The organism is Methylobacterium sp. WCS2018Hpa-22 (genome assembly GCF_031843785.1).
GTDB lineage: Bacteria > Pseudomonadota > Alphaproteobacteria > Rhizobiales > Beijerinckiaceae > Methylobacterium.
The window spans coordinates 59,189-75,219 of sequence record NZ_JAVTJA010000007.1; the positions used below are offsets into that span (position 1 = coordinate 59,189).

Genomic DNA, 16,031 nt, shown 5'->3' on the forward strand with positions numbered 1-16,031 from the left:
CGTGAGCGACGTTCCGAACGCTTCACCGAGCGGCCCCCAGGCGGCTCTCGTCGCCTTCGCGGTGCGCTTTCGCGGCATCGTCCTGGCGCTCAGCCTCGCGCTCGCCGGCTACGGCATCTACGTGCTGGGGGACGCGAAATACGACGTGTTCCCCGAATTCGCGCCGCCCTCCGTGGTGGTCCAGACCGAGGCGCCCGGCCTCAATCCCGAACAGGTGGAGGTGCTGGTCACCCAACCGATCGAGGTGGCGGTGAACGGCTTGCCGGGGATCGAATCCCTGCGGTCGAGCTCGATCCAGGGCCTGTCGGTCATCACCGTCACCTTCGGCACCGGCAGCGACGTCTATCGCGTCCGCCAGCTCGTCACCGAACGGCTGACGGCGCTCGCCGGCCGTCTGCCGCAGGGCGTGCTGCCTCCGGCGATGACCGCTCTCACCTCGGCCACCAGCACCGTGCTCCTCGTCGGCCTGACCTCGGAGCGACGCTCCGACCTCGACCTGCGCACCATCGCCGACTGGACCGTGCGCCTCCGGCTTCTGGCCGTCCCGGGCGTCAGTCAGGTCTCGGTCTATGGCGGCGCCGTGCGCTCGCTCCAGGTCCAGATCCGGCCGGCGGATCTCATCCGCTACAATATCGGCATGAACGACGTGCTCGCCGCCGCCCGCAAGGCCACCGGCGTGCGCGGGGCGGGCTTCGTCGACACGATCAACCAGCGCGTCACCCTCCAGACCGAGGGGCAGTCGCTCACCCCGGAGGAACTGGCCCGCACGGTCCTCATCAACGAGGGCGGCGCCAGCGTGACCCTCGGCGACGTCGCCACCGTGGTCGCCGCCGGCGAGCCGCCGATCAGCGCCGCCCTGGTGGACGGCAAGCGCGGCGTGCTCCTCATGGTCGGTGCGCAATACGGCGCCAATACCCGCGAGGTCACCGCCCGGGTGGAGGCCGCCCTCGAAGACCTGCGCCCGGCCCTCGACCGGGAAGGCGTGGCTTTGCGGCCGGATCTGTTCCGGCCGGCGAACTTCATCACCATCGCCAATGCCAACGTGCTCCAGGCGCTCGGGCTCGGCGGCATTCTCGTCGTCGTCGTGCTGTTCGCCTTCCTGTACGATTGGCGCACCTGCGTGATCTCGTCGGTGGCGATCCCGCTCTCGCTCATCGCCGCCGTGGTGGCGCTCCAGGCCATGGGCGAGAGCCTCAACACCATGACGCTGGGCGGCCTCGCCATCGCCATCGGCGAGGTGGTGGACGACGCGGTGATCGGCGTCGAGAACGTGGTGCGACGCCTGCGCGAGAACCGGCGCCTCGCTTCGCCCGTCCCGGAGGGGAGGGTGGTCATCGACGCCATCCTGGAAGTCCGCACCGCGGTCGCCTACGCCACCTTCGCCGTGCTGCTGGTGTTCCTGCCGGTGCTGGTCCTGTCCGGCATCGCCGGCAAGCTGTTCGCCCCCCTCGCCCTCGCCTACATCCTCGCGGTGGTGGCCTCGCTCGCCGTGGCGCTCACCGTCACTCCCGCTCTGTCGATGATGCTCCTCACCGGGCGGCGCGAGACGGATATGCGCGACCCGCCGGTGATGCGCTGGTCGCGCGGCGGCTACACCCGCCTCCTCCAGGGGATCAACCGCGCACCGCGCATCGTCATCGCCTTCGGCATCCTGGTGACCCTGGCGGGCGCCGCCGCGACGCCGTTCTTCGGCAGCACCTTCCTGCCCGACCTGAAGGAGGGCCACCTGATCCTGCACATGGCGGCGGCGCCCGGCACGTCGCTGGGGGAATCCATGCGCCTCGGCGGCCGCATCACCACCGAACTCCGGAAGATCCCCGGCATCCGCGCCGTGGCTTCTCAGATCGGCCGCGCCGAGGCGGGGCAGGACACCGCCGGTACCCATTACAGCGAGATCCATATCGACCTCGAACCGGGGCTCGACGGCGCGGGGCAGGGCAGGGCCGAGGCCGATATCCGTACCCTGATGGCGGGGTTTCCCGGTGCCGCCTTCTCGCTCAAGACCTTCCTCACCGAGCGCATCGAAGAGACGGTTTCAGGCTACACCGCGCCGGTCGTCATCAACGTCTTCGGCAACGACCTCGCCCGGATCGAGGCCGCCGCCCGCGACATCGCCCGCGAACTCGCCGAGGTGCGCGGCGCCACCGATATCCAGCAGGCCTCCCCGGCGGGGCTGCCGCAGATCAATGTGGGGCTCCGGCCCAACGACCTGCGCCATTGGGGGCTCTCGGCCGTCGAAGTGATGGAGGTGGTGCGCACCGCCTATCAGGGCGACGTGGTCGGCCAGACCTATGAGGGCAACGCGGTCTTCAACGTCCTCGTCATCCTCGATTCCGGGGCGAGGGGACGTCTCACCGCTTTGGGCGACCTCCCCTTGCGCTCCTCGAACGGCCGCTTCATCCGCCTCGCCCAGGTGGCGGACATCTACGAGACCTCGGGGCGCTACCAGGTCCAGCATCAGGGCGCCCAGCGCGTTCAGGCCATCACCGCCAACGTCACGGGGCGCGACGTCGCCTCCTTCGTCGAGGCGGCGCGGCGCAAGATCGCCAAGGAAGTGGCCCTGCCGAGCGGCGTCTATGTGAGTTTCTCAGGCTCGGCGGAGGCCCAGGCGCGGGCCAAGCGCGACCTGCTGCTGTTCTCCGGGCTCGCGGGCCTCGGCATCGTGCTGCTGCTGGCTATGGTCACGGGCAGCGCGCGCAACCTCATGTTGGTCCTGGTCAACCTGCCCTTCGCCTTCGTCGGCGGGGTACTGGCGGTCTTCGCCACCGGGGCCGTGCTGTCGCTCGGCTCCATCGTCGGCTTCGTGACGCTGTTCGGCATCTCGCTGCGCAACACCATCATGATGATCTCGCATTACGAGCATCTCGTCGCCATCGACGGCCGGGCGTGGGACCGCGACACGGCGGTGGAGGGGGCCGCCGACCGTCTGGTGCCGATCCTGATGACCTCCCTCGTCACCGGCCTCGGCCTGTTGCCTCTGGCGCTGGGAGCCGGCGAGCCCGGCCGCGAGATCGAGGGGCCGATGGCCATCGTCATCCTCGGCGGCCTCGTGACCTCGACGGTCCTGAACCTCCTGATCCTGCCGACCCTGGCCCTGCGCTACGGCCTGTTCACCACCGGCGAGGGCAGGGCGCCGGACACGGTGCGGGCATCCTAGGGAGATCCGGAGCGAGCCGCCGGTCGGTACCGTACGGTACGGCGAACCCAGATGGCGAATCAGGCCCTTTCAAAACCCATATCTGTCATTCGCATAAGATATATTATGGAACATGAAGCCCTGGAGAACGGGGTGAGGGGGGCTTACAGGACCAACTTGACACGAAGCTGGGATTCACCATTCCATGAAGTGTCGCCGAGAGATGGCGGCTTTACGCCTTGCTCACCAGCTTCCTTAAGCGATCCGCCAGTTTCAGGGGCAATCGTCACAATCCTATCTCAAACCGCGTGTCTAACCCGTGGCGGAGTGGGACCGGTCTTCGCGACCGCCCGCCCCGATCGTTCTCGAAGCGGATCCGATGCTGACCCTTCTCAAACCCTGCGCCGCCCCGTTCCTCGGCCTGGCCCTCGTGGCTTTGGGCCTCGGCGCTCCGGCATGGGCGGAGCCCGTGGTATCGAAGCCGGCCATTCCCGCCCGGGCGCTGGCCAAGCTCTCCCACGTGGCCGCCCTGGTGAAGGCCGGATCCGACATCCGCATCGTCGCCTTCGGCTCCTCGTCCACGGAAGGGTCGGGGGCCTCCTCCCCCGCCACCGCCTACCCCGCCCAATTGCAGGAAGACCTGCAGGGACGTCTCGACGTCGCTGGCGCCAAGCATCCCATCGTCACGGTCCTCAACCGCGGCAAGGGTGGTGATGACGCCGAGGCCATGGCCCGCCGCCTCGACCGGGACGTTCTGGCCGAGCGGCCCGACCTCGTGATCTGGCAGACCGGCAGTAACGACCCGATGACCGGCGTCACGGTGGAGCGTTTCACCGAATTGACCCGTCAGGGCATCACGGCGATGCGCGCCGCCGGCTCCGACGTCATCCTCATGGACCAGCAATGGTGCCGCCGCCTGACGACGACCAACGGTGCCGAGCGCTATGGCGACGCGTTGCACAGCCTCGCGGCCGAGCTCGACGTGCCGGTGATCCGCCGTCACGCCCTGATGCGGACCTGGGCCGCCAGCGGCCTGCTCAGCCCGGCGCAGATGATCGGCCCCGACGGGCTGCACATGACCGATGCGGGCTATGACCGCCTCGCCAAGGCGGCCACGGCGCAGATCCTGGTCAATGCCGGCCTGATCCCGGCCGACCCCATGCGTAACTGACGCGCGCCCTCCCCGGCACTCTGCCTGCGCGTCTAGAGGTCCACGCTTACCGACAATCCGTCATAGGCCGGAACCACGCCCGGCGGCAGCTTGGCCGCGAGCGTGGCGTAGTCGAGATCGGTGTGGAGGTTGGTGAGAATCGCGCGGCGCGGGCGCACCTCCTCGATCAGCGCGAGCGCATCCGAGACAGAGTAATGGGTCGGGTGAGGGGTGTCGCGCAGGGCATCGATGATGAGGAGATCGAGGCCGCGGAGTTGCGCCTTGGCCGCTTCCGGCATCAGGCTGACATCTGGCGCGTAAGCCGCCGGGCCGAAGCGAAAGCCATGGGCGCTCTCGGTGCCGTGCTCCATACCGAAGGCCACGGCCTCGATCGCACCGCCCTCACCCGGAATCGTCACCGGCTCGCCCGCCACGAGATCGTTCATGTCGAGGATCGGCGGATAGGCGCTGCCGGGCGGCGTCTCGAAGCAATAACCGAAGCGCATCGTCAGCAGGGCGCGAGTCTCGGCATCGGCATAGACCGGGATGCGCCGGTGCATGTGGATCACCAGCGGCCGGACGTCGTCGATCCCGTGGGTATGGTCCGCATGGGCATGGGTGAACAGCACCGCGTCGAGGCTCTGGACCCGCGCCGCCAGAAGCTGCTCCCGCAAATCCGGCGAGGTATCGACCAGAAGGGTCGTGGACCCCGCCTGCCCTCGCCGCTCCACCAGGATCGAGCAGCGCCGCCGCCGGTTCCTCGAATCGGACGGATCGCAAGCGCCCCAGCCGTAACCCACACGGGGAACGCCGCCGGACGAGCCGCAGCCGAGGATCGTCAACGTCAGAGAACCCATCCGCACCTCCCGGTCCGCTGGTATCGGAGCGCGCGGGCCGCTGTCATGCCGCCCGGCCGCCGGATGGGGTCGCCTTGTCGAACAGGCGGTGGAAATTGGCCGTCGTCAGGCTCGCGAAGGCCTCGAACTCCATGTCGAGGGTCTTGGCCAGGGAGCGGGCGGTGTCGGCGGTATAGGCCGGCTCGTTGCTGCGCCCGCGATGGGGCTCGGGCGCCAGGAACGGCGCGTCGGTCTCCACCAGGATGCGGTCGCGGGGGACGGCGAGGGCGATGTCGCGGAGCTCGTGCGAGCGCCGAAAGGTGACGATGCCCGAGAAGGAGACGAACAAGCCGAGTTCGACCCCGACTTCCGCCAGGCGTCGGCCCGAGGAGAAGCAGTGCAGCACCGCCTTGAAGGCCCCGCGCTTCATCTCGTCGACGAGCACCGATTCCATGTGCTCGTCGGCATCGCGGGCATGGATGACGAGGGGGAGGCCGGTCTCGCGGGAGGCCGCGATATGCCGGCGGAACACCCGCTCCTGCACCGCTTCCGGGGCGGCGTCTTCGTAGTGGTAGTCGAGCCCCGCCTCGCCGATCCCGACGCAGCGCGGATGATGGGTGAGGGCGACGATCTCTTCCGTGGGCACGTCGGGCTCGTCCCCTGCCCCATTCGGATGGGTCCCTACGGTGTGCCAGATGTGCGGATGAGCCTCGGACAGGGCCTCGTAGACCCGCGCCTTGGCGATTCGCGTCGAGATGGTGAGCATCCCCGTCACGCCCGCCGCCTCGGCGCGGGCGATCACGCCGGGAAGATCCTCGACGAAGTTCGGGAAGTCGAGATGGCAGTGGCTGTCGACCAGCATGGACAAAACTCGGGATTCTCGGTGACGCTGCGGACCCCGCCTCAGACGGCGGGAGCCTCCGGCTCGACGAAGCGCGGGAACAGCCCGCTCGGCGCCGGGAGCGCCGTGCCCGGCACCAGCCGACCCCCCTCCCCGATATCCGCGAGCTGCCGCCCGTCGGCGGGCACGGCCAGGAGGTCGAGGAGCTTGGCGCCCGAATCCGGCATGAAGGGCTGCACCAGGATGCCGATGGCCCGCAAGGTCTCGGCCACCACGTAGAGCGAGGCGGCCATGCGGGAAGGGTCGGTCTTGCGCAGGACCCAGGGCTTCTGCGCGTCGAAATAGCGGTCCGAGGCCGTCACCACGGCCCAGATGTCGGCGAGCGCCGTGTGGAGGGCGAGCTTGTCCATCGCCACCCGCACGGAGCCCGGCAGGGCGTCCGCCAGCGCCAGGAGGGCCCGGTCGTCCTCCGTGAAGTCGCCGTGCTCGGGGACGAGGCCGCCGCAATTCTTCGCAATCATCGAGAGAGAGCGCTGGGCGAGGTTGCCGAGACCGTTCGAGAGGTCCGCCGTGTAGCGGGTGATGATGGCCTCGTGGCTGTAATTGCCATCGCCGCCGAAGGGGACTTCGCGCAGGACGAACTGGCGCAACGCATCGACCCCGTAGGTCGCGATGAGGTCCATCGGATCGACCACGTTGCCGAGCGACTTCGACATCTTCTCGCCCTTGGAGAGCAGGAAGCCGTGGCCGAAGACGCGCTTGGGGAGCGGCAGACCCGCCGACATCAGGAAGGCCGGCCAGTAGACCGCGTGGAAGCGCACGATGTCCTTGCCGATGACGTGCAGGTCCATCGGCCAGAAGCTTTTTCGTGGATCCGCATCGTCGGGGAAGCCGGTGACCGTGAGGTAGTTCGTCAGCGCATCGACCCAGACATACATGACGTGGTCCGGGTGCCCTGGCACCGGCACGCCCCAGTCGAAAGTGGTGCGGCTGACGGAGAGGTCCTTGAGGCCGGAGCGGACGAAGCTCGCCACTTCGTTGCGCCGTGTCTCGGGGCCGATGAAGTCGGGCTGGGCCTCGTACAGAGCCAGCAGCCGATCCTGATAGGCGGAGAGACGGAACAGGAAGTTCTCCTCTTCCATCCAGGTCACGGCCGTGCCGGTCTCCCGCGCGCGGCGCGTCCCGTCGGGGGCGGTCTCGGTCTCGTCCTCGTTGTAATAGGCCTCGTCGCGCACCGAGTACCAGCCGGCATATTTCGATAGGTAGATGTCGCCATTGGCCTCCATGCGCCGCCAGAGTTCCTGGGCGGCGGCATAATGGTCCGGCTCCGTGGTGCGGATGAAGCGGTCGTGGCTGCAGTTCAGCGCCTCGGCCATGGCCTTGAAGCGCGCGGCCATGTCGTCGACGAGGGCCTTCGGGCTGATCCCGGCCTTGGAGGCGGTCTGCTGGATCTTGAGCCCGTGCTCGTCGGTGCCCGTGGAGAACAGCACGTCGTAGCCGTCGAGGCGCTTGAAGCGCGCGATCGCGTCCGTGGCGATCACCTCGTAGGCGTGGCCGATATGCGGCGCGCCGTTGGGATAGGAGATCGCCGTGCTGATGCCGAAGGTTTTCGCATGGGAAAGGGCATTGGCATCGGAAAGGGTGGGGCCTGGATCGTTGGCCATCGCGTAGCGGTATCCCCGGATACAGGGTTCATGGGTTCACGGGACGGCTCCGGGAGCACGGGCCGAACCGGCTCACGTCCCTTCAGCGTACGGCGCCCGCGAGGTCGCCGAACAGCGAGAGGATCAGCGGCCGGCGGTCGAGGTTGTAGATCGCGGCCTCCCGGGCGGCGCGGGCGATCTTGTCACACACCTCCACCAGGGCCGCAAGGCGAGCGGGGGGCTCGTGGCGCCGTCTGTCGAGTTCGGCGGAGACGAAGCGGAACACCGCCTCGAGGCTCGCGGCGAAATGCTCGTCCGCGTCCCGCCCCGAAAGCTTGTCGGCCAGCGCCAGGATGCGGCGCCAGTCGGGATGGTCGAGGCGCGACAGCAGGGTCTCCATCTCGCCGACGACGTTGGATGTCCCCGGATCGAGCATGGCGAAGCCCTGCGACACCGAGCCCTCGGAGAGGGCGGCGGCACGGGCCAGGACCTCCGGGTCGGGCCGGACGAAAGGGGGAGGGAAGCTTCCTAGGACCTCGGCCACCTCCCCCTCCCCCAGGGGCCGCAGGTTGAGGGCACGGCAGCGTGAGCGGATCGTCGGCAGCAGCCGGCCCGGCGCGTGGCTGACGATGAGGAACAGGCAGCGCGGCGGCGGCTCCTCCACCATCTTGAGCAGGGCATTGGCGCTGTTGGCGTTGAGATCCTCGGCGCTGTCGACGATGCAGATGCGGTAGCCGTCATTGCCCGCCGTCGAGCCGAACAGGTCGAGGGCATGGCGCGCGGCATCGACCGAGATCTTGGTCGCGAGCGTCTTGGCATTGTGTGGCCGCGTCCGGCGCAGGGCCACGAGGTTGGGATGCGATAGGGCCGCCACCTGCCGCGCCGCCGGATGCGAGGGATCGACCGCGAGGGTATCCGGGACGTGGCCGGGGCGCGGGTTGGCGATGAGCCAGCGCGCCACCCGATAGGCCAGGGTCGCCTTGCCGATGCCGCGCGGGCCGCCGATGAGCCAGGCATGGTGCAGGCGTCCCGAGCCGATCCCTTCGATGAAGGCGGCCTCCGCCTCCGCATGGCCGACGAGGCCGGCCTGCTCGCGTGGCCGTGGAATATCGGCGAGGTCGCCGGGTTCGACATCCTCCGGAGCACGGTCAGGCCGCATCGTCGGTGGCCTCCGGGCCGGAGAGAAGGCTGGGCAGGCGGGCCGCGAGGACGGCTGCGATCGCCTCTTCCACCGCATCCGGGGGGAGGCCGGCATCGATGACGACGCAGCGCTCCGGCTCCATTGCGGCGATGGCGAGGAACGCCTGCCGCAGGCGGGTGTGGAAGGCGAGGGCCTCCGCCTCGAACCGGTCGGCCGCCTCCCCCTCCCCGGCGCGGGCCTTCGCCCTGGCGAGGCCGATGACGGGGTCGAGGTCGAGGATCAGGGTGAGGTCGGGCTTCGTGTCCCCGACGACGACCCGCTCCAGGGCCGAGAGAAGGGTTGGTTCGAGGCCTCCCGCCGCTCCCTGATAGGCACGGGTCGAATCCGAGAAGCGGTCGCACAGCACAGTCTCGCCGCGGGCGAGGGCCGGGCGGATCAGCGTGTCGAGATGGTCGATCCGGGCGGCGGAGAACAGCAGCGCCTCGGCGAAGGGGCCGTGCCGCTTCACCGTTCCAGCCAGCAACGCCTCACGGATTTCTTCGGCCTTGACCGAGCCGCCGGGCTCGCGCGTCGTTACCACCGGCATGGAGGACGCACCGCTCAGGCGCGCCGCGAGACGGGCGATCTGGGTCGATTTCCCGGCCCCCTCCCCGCCCTCGAAGGTGATGAAGACCCCTCCCCGCCCGCGGTTTCGGCCGGTCACGACTTGGCGCCGGCCTTATCGGTCGCGCTGGCCTTGTCACTGGCACCGGCCTTGTCGAAGGCGCGCCGGAACAGGCCGGTCCCGAACTCCCAGGCCCCGTCGAGGGCGCGCTGCGGGATCGTACCGGCTGGCACGTCTTCTCCGGCATAGACCGGCAGGTCGAGGGCCTGGGTGTCGCCGCGGGTGATGCGCAGGCGGCCCACCTCCTTGCCCTGTTCCACCGGCGCGGTCAGCGGCCCCTGATAGACGACGCGGGCGCTGATGCGGTCGCCGTTGCCACGGGGCAGGAGCACCCGGACCGGCTTCTTGGCCACCAGCGGGACGCTACCCTGCGCCCCGCCGAAGACGGAGGCATCGGCCACGGTCTCACCGCTGGCGAAGATCTGGCGCGGCTCGAAGGCGCGGAATCCCCATTCCACCAGCTTGCGCGACTCGGCGGCGCGGTCGCGCGCCGTCTTGAGGCCGCTGACCACCATGATGAGGCGCTGGCCGTTCTGGACCGCCGAGCCCGTGAGGCCGTAGCCCGATTCCTCGAGATATCCGGTCTTGAGCCCGTCGGCCCCGATATCGAGGGTCAGCAGCGGATTGCGGTTCTGCTGCTTGATCTTGTTCCAGGTGAACTCGCGCTCGGCGAAGATCTTGTAGAGATCGGGATAGGTGTCGATGAGGTGGATCGCCAGCTTGGCGAGATCGCGTGCGGTGACCTTCTGGTCGGGCGCGGAATAGCCGGTGGCGTTGCGGAACGTGGAGCGCGTCAGGCCGATTTCCTTGGCCCGCGCGGTCATCATCCGACCGAAATTCTCCTCCGAGCCGGCGATGCCCTCGCCGATGGCGATGGCCGCGTCGTTGCCCGATTGCACGATCAGGCCGCGCAGCAGATCGGACAGCTTGATGCGGCTGTTGAGCTGGGCGAACATCGAGGAGCCGCCTCCCCCGGCACCGCCCCGACGCCAGGCGTCCTCGGTGATCTGGAATTCGCTGTCCATGCTGAGCCGGCCCTGCCGGATCTCGTTGAACACGATCTCCGTGGTCATCAGCTTGGCCATGCTGGCCGGCGAGAACAGCTCGTCGGCCGCCTTTTCGAACAACACGGAGCCCGAATCCGCATCGATCAGGATGGCGTGGGGAGCGGCTGTCTGGAAACTCTGGGCAAGGGCGGGAAGGGCTGCGAACCAGCCGATCGCCGACAGGCTCAAGCCGGCCAGACCGGCCCGAAAGCCGGCGGCCAGATTCGTCCGGTTCGTCGTCGCACGCATCGTTCGCCTCATGCCCGTCGGCCCCGAGGCTTGGCTGATAAGCCCGGTCCGTTCTCGCCCTTGCGAGATGGTATAGCGGATCGCCCGCGAAATCGAACGCAACTTTGCCGATGATGTCGCGACACGGTGGATGAGACGATGCCGCCGGTCTCGGTCGTTCGACGGTCAGTTGACCTCGGCGATGCGCGAGCGGCGTGGCTGGGCCGGCTTCGCTGCGGCGGTGGCGACTGCCGGGGCGGACGACTTGCCGCGTCCGGCCTGTGCGCCGACGGGCTGCGAGCCGGCCGGAGGCACGGACAGCTTGGCGACGCTGGCTTTGGCCGTTCCCAGCGGGCTCGAGGGCGGCGCAGCCGGACGCAGGTTCGCCACCGCGGCATGGCCTGTCGCGGAGCGTGCCGGGGTCGTGGTGCTCGCCGTCTTCACCACCGGGCCGCGCGAGGGAGCAGGGGCGGCCGCCATCCTCTGCGGTGCCGCCGGGACCGGCACGTGGGCGAGTTTCGTCTTCGGAGCGGAGGATTCCAGCTTGGCCTGGAGCGTCTTCGCGTCCTTGGTCGTCGTGGCGCCGTGCTTCGATGCCTGGGCAGGGGCTTGGGCAAGGTTCTGGGCTGGGCCGGCGTTCGAGGCGAGGCGCATCGCTGCCACGGCGTGGGGCGGCGATCCCTTCGCCTTCGGCGCGGCATGAGCCATCTGCAGGTCCGGTGCCGGGCGATCCGGCATGGTCGGCTGGAACGCATGCGACCGGGACGCGGTGGGCTGCAGGGCCGCCGGTACGGCGACGCTGGAGCCGCCTGCCACCAGGACCGGCGCGGGCCGGGCAGGACGTGGCGCGGGAGCTGCATCGTCCTCGTCAGGGGCCGGCTTGAAAGCCATGGCGGGACGCTGCGCGCGCGACAGACGCTCCGTTTCGGCATCGGGGCCGAGATCGGCCATCATCACCGGTGAAGCGCCGCCGACGCGGGCAGGCGCGCCATCGGTGCGCAAGGTCGCCATCAGCTTGCGGTCGTCGCTGCCGGCAGTGGAGGCCTTGCCCACATACTCCACCCGGACCTTGGCGGTGCCGCTGCGGTGGAATTCCAGGGCCTGGGCCACCTCCTCCGACACGTCCATGAGCCGGTTGGCATGATAAGGGCCGCGATCGTTGACGCGCACGATCATCGAATGGCGGTTGGCGAGGTTGGTGACCCGGACGTAGCTCGGCAGCGGCAGCGTCGGGTGGGCGGCTGCGATGGAGTGACGGTCGAATACCTCGCCATTGGCGGTCATCCGGCCGTGGAACGCGCTGCCGTACCAGGAGGCCAGTCCCTCGCGGACATAGCCCTTGGCATCGTCGCGGGGCACGTAGGTGCGGCCCGCCACCACGTAGGGCTTTCCCGAGAAGCGGCGGCCGCCGCCCTTGGGGATCGTGTCGCCCTCATTATAGAGGCGAGGACTGGCCTTCACACCGTATTTCGGATCGTAGGACGATCCAGAGGACCCGGCCGGGCCAGCGAGCTTCTGGGTGTTCTGCGCGCAATTGGCGGTGGTCAATGCCACCACGGACACGGCGAGGAGGCGCAGCAGCGGTACGCCCGCCGTTGGAGCCGATCCGGCCTTCGTCGAACGCGCCATACCGAACCGCCCAGCACTCTACGCTCTCGAAACACCATACAGGGCTCGGGGAACGGAAGAGCGATCCGGTCCGGCCGTCGAAGGCCGCCCGGAAAGAACGGGCTTCGATTGCACAGACAATTGTCGGGTTGACGTAAAGGAAAGCTGAACGCTGCGGGTCGAGGGCGGGGCCGGCCTTATCCGCTCATTCATCCAGTGAAGAGCGCGCTACAAAACCCTGTCAGAGTGAAGAGAATCACGTTCTCGCGGTTGTGGACATCGTCTCGAAATTCCGCCCGGAAGGTCAGGAGGTCGGTGCCGCCAAATGCGGATGTGTCAGTTGAGGGTGTGTAAATAAGTATTTGGCAAAAAATGATTTTTTCCTGTCGATGCCTGGCATCGACAGGAGACGGGATATCAGCGGTGGCTCGTCTCGTTCAGCCGCTCGATCGGCATGGTCCCGCGCTGTTTGAACAGCAGATCGAGGGCTTCCAGCATGAGCGCATGCATCTTCGTGCGCTCGGTATGGGCGAGGTCGCGCAGCTGGTCGTAGACCGGCGGCTCCAGATAGACCGACATCTGCCTGGCACGCTCCTTCAGGGTGCCCGGCGCCTTGCGGACGGGCGTGTGGCCCGTATCGAGCTGGACGATGTCGGCGCTCCTCCCTGGGGAGGCGGCTCCCGCGACGATGGAGGCGAGGCTCGGCCTAGGCGGCTTTGGCATGTTTGACGACCTGCATCCGCTTCTCGATCCACGTCCAGAGCTTGCGGACTTCGCCGGCGGCCTGGCCCTTGGGGTTGAATTCGGTGACGCCCTGACCGACGCCGATCGCGTCCTGGTGATCGGTCCGCGCGACGATGTTCACGTCCGGCAGGATGCCCAGCACGGCGAGGCCGTCGGCCGCGTCGCGGATCCGGTAGGAGCGCGGCGGGGTCTGGTTCAGCACGAAGGCGAACTTCTTCTCCAGACGGTAGATGGCGGCCAGGGTCGGCTTGAACGCGCGCAGGTCCGCCGGGGTGGGGCGGCAGGGGATGATGCAGAGATCGGCCGCGCGGATCGCCGAGAGCGTGCCGGTGGAGTCGACGCCCGGCGTATCGATGAAGACGTAATCGTAGGAGGATTCACGCAGCTGGGTCATGACGGCTTCGATCTGCGTCGCGTCGATCTGCGCCACTTCCGGGCCATCCGCCGTGCGGTGGTCGAGCCAGTCGCTGATCGTCGCCTGGCGGTCCATTTCCAGGATGCAGACCGACAGGCCGCGCTCCTGCGCCGCCACCGCCAGTGAGATGCACAGGGTGCTCTTTCCACTGCCTCCCTTCTGGGTGACGAAGGTGATGGCTTTCATACGGGAGCCCTTCTCGCGGCTTGAGATGTCGCATTCCTGCCGTGCCGGGGCGAATATCGGCCCGGAGGCCGATCGAATTCCCGGCCTCGGATCGACACCGGACGCGCTCGAAGCCGTCGTCCCGTGACACCAGGATGCCCTGATCCCGGTTTTTGGCGGGTCATGGTTAATCAGTGGTTAAGATCCATGCCGGGGCTCCGAGGGTTCCGTTGGCTGAGGATCGTGGGCCACGATCGATCTCCCCGTCCCCCGGCGAACATGCACTTGATGGCAATCTCAGGTTGCCTTTAATGCACGTTTGACGTGTTAAGCGCTTTCGGTGATGCAGTTTAAGGGGTAGGATGCGGCCTCTGTCGCCGGATAGCGAAGCATTTCTCAACCTCAGGTAATGACCCAATGGAGGTCCGATCTAGCTTCGGGATGCTCCGCGGTCACTGTTTCGCTGTCAGTGCCCCGGCCCCTGCGGCCCAGGAGATCCATGCCTGCGCGCACCAGCTTTTTCCCCGACGACTCGGATAGCCTTCGGGATGCGCTCGACGCATCGGGAATCGTTGGCATCTGGTCCCACGACGTCTGGGCTGGCCGCATCGCCGTCTCCGGTTTGCTCGCGGAGATTCTCGGCTTCGTTCCGGAGACGGAGGTCGTGAGTTTCGACGCCTTCCTGACGGCGATCCACGATGAAGACCGGTCTCGCGTGGAGAATGCCCTACATGCCGCCACCGAGGGGGGCGGTCTGTTCGAGATCGTCTTCAGGACGGTTCGAGGCGAGCGCCGGCTCGGCCTGCGTGGACGGGTTGAGCGGGACGGGTCTGGCGGGTGCGCAAGGGGGCTCGGCATCGTCATCGATCACACCGAGGATGGCGCCCTCCCTCATCAGCCCGACATGCAGGCCCAGGCGGCGGCCAACCGCATGGCGGAACACGCCATCGCCCTGCAAGACCTCGCGACCGGCCTCCACCAGCCGAAGCTGACGGCACTCCTCGATGCCCTGATGCGAGAAATCGGCTTCACGCTGGCCGGTCACATCGAGAGGGGCGAGCGACGCCGCGATCATTGAGGGCGGGGTAGGCGTCGAGAGACGTGATCCTGGCCTAATCGGCCGGCTTCCGTAGCAGGTAGATGTCCATGATCCAGCCGTGGCGTGCCCTCGCCTCCGCCCGGATGCGCCGGATCTCGGCGGCGACGTCGCCGAGGCGGCCCGAGAGGGTGATCTCGTCGTCGCTCCCGAGATAGGCGCCCCAATAGATCGTCAGCTCCGGGTCGAGATGGGCGAAGGTCGGGTCGCCGTCGAGCATCACCACGGTGGTGTCGGCCTCCTCGGAGAGGCCGCCGGCGATCTGGCGCCCGGTGGTGATCTGCACCGGCGCGCCGATGCGGTTGAGGGCGATGCGGTGACTGGCCGCCAGGGCCTGGACGCTGGTGATGCCCGGGATCACCCGGTACTCGAAGGCGAGGCGGCCCCGCGCCACGATCCGGTCGATGATCCGTAGGGTGCTGTCGTAGAGCGACGGGTCACCCCAGACCAGGAAGGCACCGGTGCCGTCCTCGGGAAGCTCGCGCGCGATCATCGCTTCGTAGAGAGCCGCGCGAGCGCTGTGCCAATCCTCCACGGCGACGCCGTAATCGGCCGGATTCCGGTCCCGCTCCGGATCCTGGGCCTCGACGATGCGGTAGGGCCGCTCCTCGATGTAGCCCTCGCAGATCTCCCGCCGCAGGGCGACGAGGTCGGCCTTCTCGCCCCCCTTGTCGAGGACGAAGACCACATCCACCGTGTTCAGTGCCCGGATCGCCTGGATCGTGACGTGCTCCGGATTGCCGGTGCCGATGCCGATCACGAGGATCTGTCTCACGCGTCTAGCCTTCCGAGTTGCGATCGGCCCTGTCGCGGGCGCATGCCCTATGCTACGCTCTGCGCCGACATGAAACCCATCCGGCGCAATCTGGACCGGAGCCTCGCGCTCTGGCTGATGACGGTGATCCTCGCGATCGCCGGCTTCGCCATGTCGTCGCCCGCGAGCGCCCATACCGGGCATGGGCACGAAACCGTGGTCCAGGTCGAGCGCGTCCAAGTTCAGAACGCCCGCGAGACGAAAGCGGTCCAGGGGATCACATCCGATAGCCGCATGCGTGCCGTAGTCTCGGTCCTGCGGGCCGAGCCTCATCTTGGCTGTGCCGGTCCCTGCTGCGCCGGCGGCTGTGGCGCTCCCTGTTGCGCCCTCGGCCTCGCTCCCACCGAGGGCGACGTCGCATCCTCCGCCGGACTGACCGGACCCGTTCCCGTGGGTGCCGCTTCCGCACGAACGGATGCCGCCCCGGATTCCCCGTCCGAACCCCCGAGATCCTTCGCCTGACGTAACGACGGCGTTCCCGCGCGGCTGCCTTCCGGCCTCGCG

At 68.4% G+C, this 16,031-nt stretch carries 14 protein-coding genes; 4 read left to right on the forward strand and 10 right to left on the reverse strand.

Annotated features, from left to right (window positions below):
- Position 1: 1 nt before the first annotated feature.
- Positions 2-3,157, forward strand: a complete 3,156-nt coding sequence (locus RQI43_RS11020; RefSeq protein WP_311275177.1) for an efflux RND transporter permease subunit — start codon at positions 2-4, stop codon at positions 3,155-3,157.
- Positions 3,158-3,515: 358 nt separating this feature from the next.
- Positions 3,516-4,307, forward strand: coding sequence for an SGNH/GDSL hydrolase family protein (locus RQI43_RS11025; protein ID WP_056424280.1), 792 nt, complete (start codon positions 3,516-3,518; stop codon positions 4,305-4,307).
- Between the two features lie 32 nt (positions 4,308-4,339).
- Here RQI43_RS11025 and RQI43_RS11030 read toward each other — a convergent pair whose 3' ends face one another.
- From RQI43_RS11030 to RQI43_RS11070, 9 genes are all read right to left on the reverse strand, one after another.
- Positions 4,340-5,143 carry an MBL fold metallo-hydrolase gene (locus RQI43_RS11030; protein WP_056424277.1) on the reverse strand — a complete coding sequence of 268 codons (804 nt, stop codon included), beginning with the start codon at positions 5,141-5,143 and terminating at the stop codon, positions 4,340-4,342.
- A 43-nt stretch (positions 5,144-5,186) separates the two neighbouring features.
- Positions 5,187-5,984, reverse strand: coding sequence for a TatD family hydrolase (locus RQI43_RS11035; protein ID WP_056424274.1), 798 nt, complete (start codon positions 5,982-5,984; stop codon positions 5,187-5,189).
- A 41-nt stretch (positions 5,985-6,025) separates the two neighbouring features.
- On the reverse strand, positions 6,026-7,627 hold the full coding sequence (gene metG, locus RQI43_RS11040; protein ID WP_056424272.1) for a methionine--tRNA ligase: 1,602 nt from the start codon (positions 7,625-7,627) through the stop codon (positions 6,026-6,028).
- 82 nt (positions 7,628-7,709) lie between these two features.
- Positions 7,710-8,765: a DNA polymerase III subunit delta' gene (locus tag RQI43_RS11045; protein WP_056424269.1), complete on the reverse strand. Its 1,056-nt coding sequence runs from the start codon at positions 8,763-8,765 to the stop codon at positions 7,710-7,712.
- Complete coding sequence (tmk, locus tag RQI43_RS11050; RefSeq protein ID WP_311275179.1) at positions 8,755-9,450, reverse strand: dTMP kinase; 696 nt, start codon at positions 9,448-9,450, stop codon at positions 8,755-8,757. The genes RQI43_RS11045 and tmk overlap by 11 nt, the downstream gene beginning before the upstream one ends.
- Positions 9,447-10,706, reverse strand: coding sequence for a D-alanyl-D-alanine carboxypeptidase family protein (locus RQI43_RS11055; protein ID WP_311275180.1), 1,260 nt, complete (start codon positions 10,704-10,706; stop codon positions 9,447-9,449). The genes tmk and RQI43_RS11055 overlap by 4 nt, the downstream gene beginning before the upstream one ends.
- A gap of 165 nt (positions 10,707-10,871) precedes the next feature.
- Positions 10,872-12,314 carry a septal ring lytic transglycosylase RlpA family protein gene (locus RQI43_RS11060; RefSeq protein ID WP_311275181.1) on the reverse strand — a complete coding sequence of 481 codons (1,443 nt, stop codon included), beginning with the start codon at positions 12,312-12,314 and terminating at the stop codon, positions 10,872-10,874.
- Between the two features lie 396 nt (positions 12,315-12,710).
- On the reverse strand, positions 12,711-13,016 hold the full coding sequence (locus tag RQI43_RS11065; protein WP_056424261.1) for a ribbon-helix-helix domain-containing protein: 306 nt from the start codon (positions 13,014-13,016) through the stop codon (positions 12,711-12,713).
- The gene (locus tag RQI43_RS11070; protein ID WP_056424260.1) at positions 13,000-13,638 is read right to left on the reverse strand and encodes a ParA family protein; all 639 of its coding nucleotides are present in this window, start codon (positions 13,636-13,638) and stop codon (positions 13,000-13,002) included. Before RQI43_RS11070 ends, RQI43_RS11065 begins: the two co-directional genes overlap by 17 nt.
- Before the next feature lie 478 nt (positions 13,639-14,116).
- Here RQI43_RS11070 and RQI43_RS11075 point away from each other — a divergent pair, with 478 nt between their 5' ends.
- The gene (locus tag RQI43_RS11075; RefSeq protein WP_311275182.1) at positions 14,117-14,695 is read left to right on the forward strand and encodes a PAS domain-containing protein; all 579 of its coding nucleotides are present in this window, start codon (positions 14,117-14,119) and stop codon (positions 14,693-14,695) included.
- A gap of 34 nt (positions 14,696-14,729) precedes the next feature.
- Here RQI43_RS11075 and cobF read toward each other — a convergent pair whose 3' ends face one another.
- Positions 14,730-15,488 carry a precorrin-6A synthase (deacetylating) gene (cobF, locus tag RQI43_RS11080; RefSeq protein WP_311275183.1) on the reverse strand — a complete coding sequence of 253 codons (759 nt, stop codon included), beginning with the start codon at positions 15,486-15,488 and terminating at the stop codon, positions 14,730-14,732.
- Positions 15,489-15,530: 42 nt separating this feature from the next.
- Here cobF and RQI43_RS11085 point away from each other — a divergent pair, with 42 nt between their 5' ends.
- Positions 15,531-15,989, forward strand: a complete 459-nt coding sequence (locus RQI43_RS11085; RefSeq protein ID WP_311275184.1) for a hypothetical protein — start codon at positions 15,531-15,533, stop codon at positions 15,987-15,989.
- Positions 15,990-16,031 lie beyond the last annotated feature (42 nt).

Excerpts from the sequence above, each read along its gene's own strand:
- RQI43_RS11025 (WP_056424280.1), top strand. The coding sequence starts at position 3,516 with ATGCTGACCCTTCTCAAACCCTGCGCCGCCCCGTTCCTCGGCCTGGCC.
- RQI43_RS11030 (WP_056424277.1), bottom strand. The coding sequence starts at position 5,143 with ATGGGTTCTCTGACGTTGACGATCCTCGGCTGCGGCTCGTCCGGCGGC.
- RQI43_RS11035 (WP_056424274.1), bottom strand. The coding sequence starts at position 5,984 with ATGCTGGTCGACAGCCACTGCCATCTCGACTTCCCGAACTTCGTCGAG.
- metG (WP_056424272.1), bottom strand. The coding sequence starts at position 7,627 with ATGGCCAACGATCCAGGCCCCACCCTTTCCGATGCCAATGCCCTTTCC.
- RQI43_RS11045 (WP_056424269.1), bottom strand. The coding sequence starts at position 8,765 with ATGCGGCCTGACCGTGCTCCGGAGGATGTCGAACCCGGCGACCTCGCC.
- RQI43_RS11055 (WP_311275180.1), bottom strand. The coding sequence starts at position 10,706 with ATGCGTGCGACGACGAACCGGACGAATCTGGCCGCCGGCTTTCGGGCC.
- RQI43_RS11060 (WP_311275181.1), bottom strand. The coding sequence starts at position 12,314 with ATGGCGCGTTCGACGAAGGCCGGATCGGCTCCAACGGCGGGCGTACCG.
- RQI43_RS11065 (WP_056424261.1), bottom strand. The coding sequence starts at position 13,016 with ATGCCAAAGCCGCCTAGGCCGAGCCTCGCCTCCATCGTCGCGGGAGCC.
- RQI43_RS11070 (WP_056424260.1), bottom strand. The coding sequence starts at position 13,638 with ATGAAAGCCATCACCTTCGTCACCCAGAAGGGAGGCAGTGGAAAGAGC.
- RQI43_RS11075 (WP_311275182.1), top strand. The coding sequence starts at position 14,117 with ATGCCTGCGCGCACCAGCTTTTTCCCCGACGACTCGGATAGCCTTCGG.
- RQI43_RS11085 (WP_311275184.1), top strand. The coding sequence starts at position 15,531 with ATGCCCTATGCTACGCTCTGCGCCGACATGAAACCCATCCGGCGCAAT.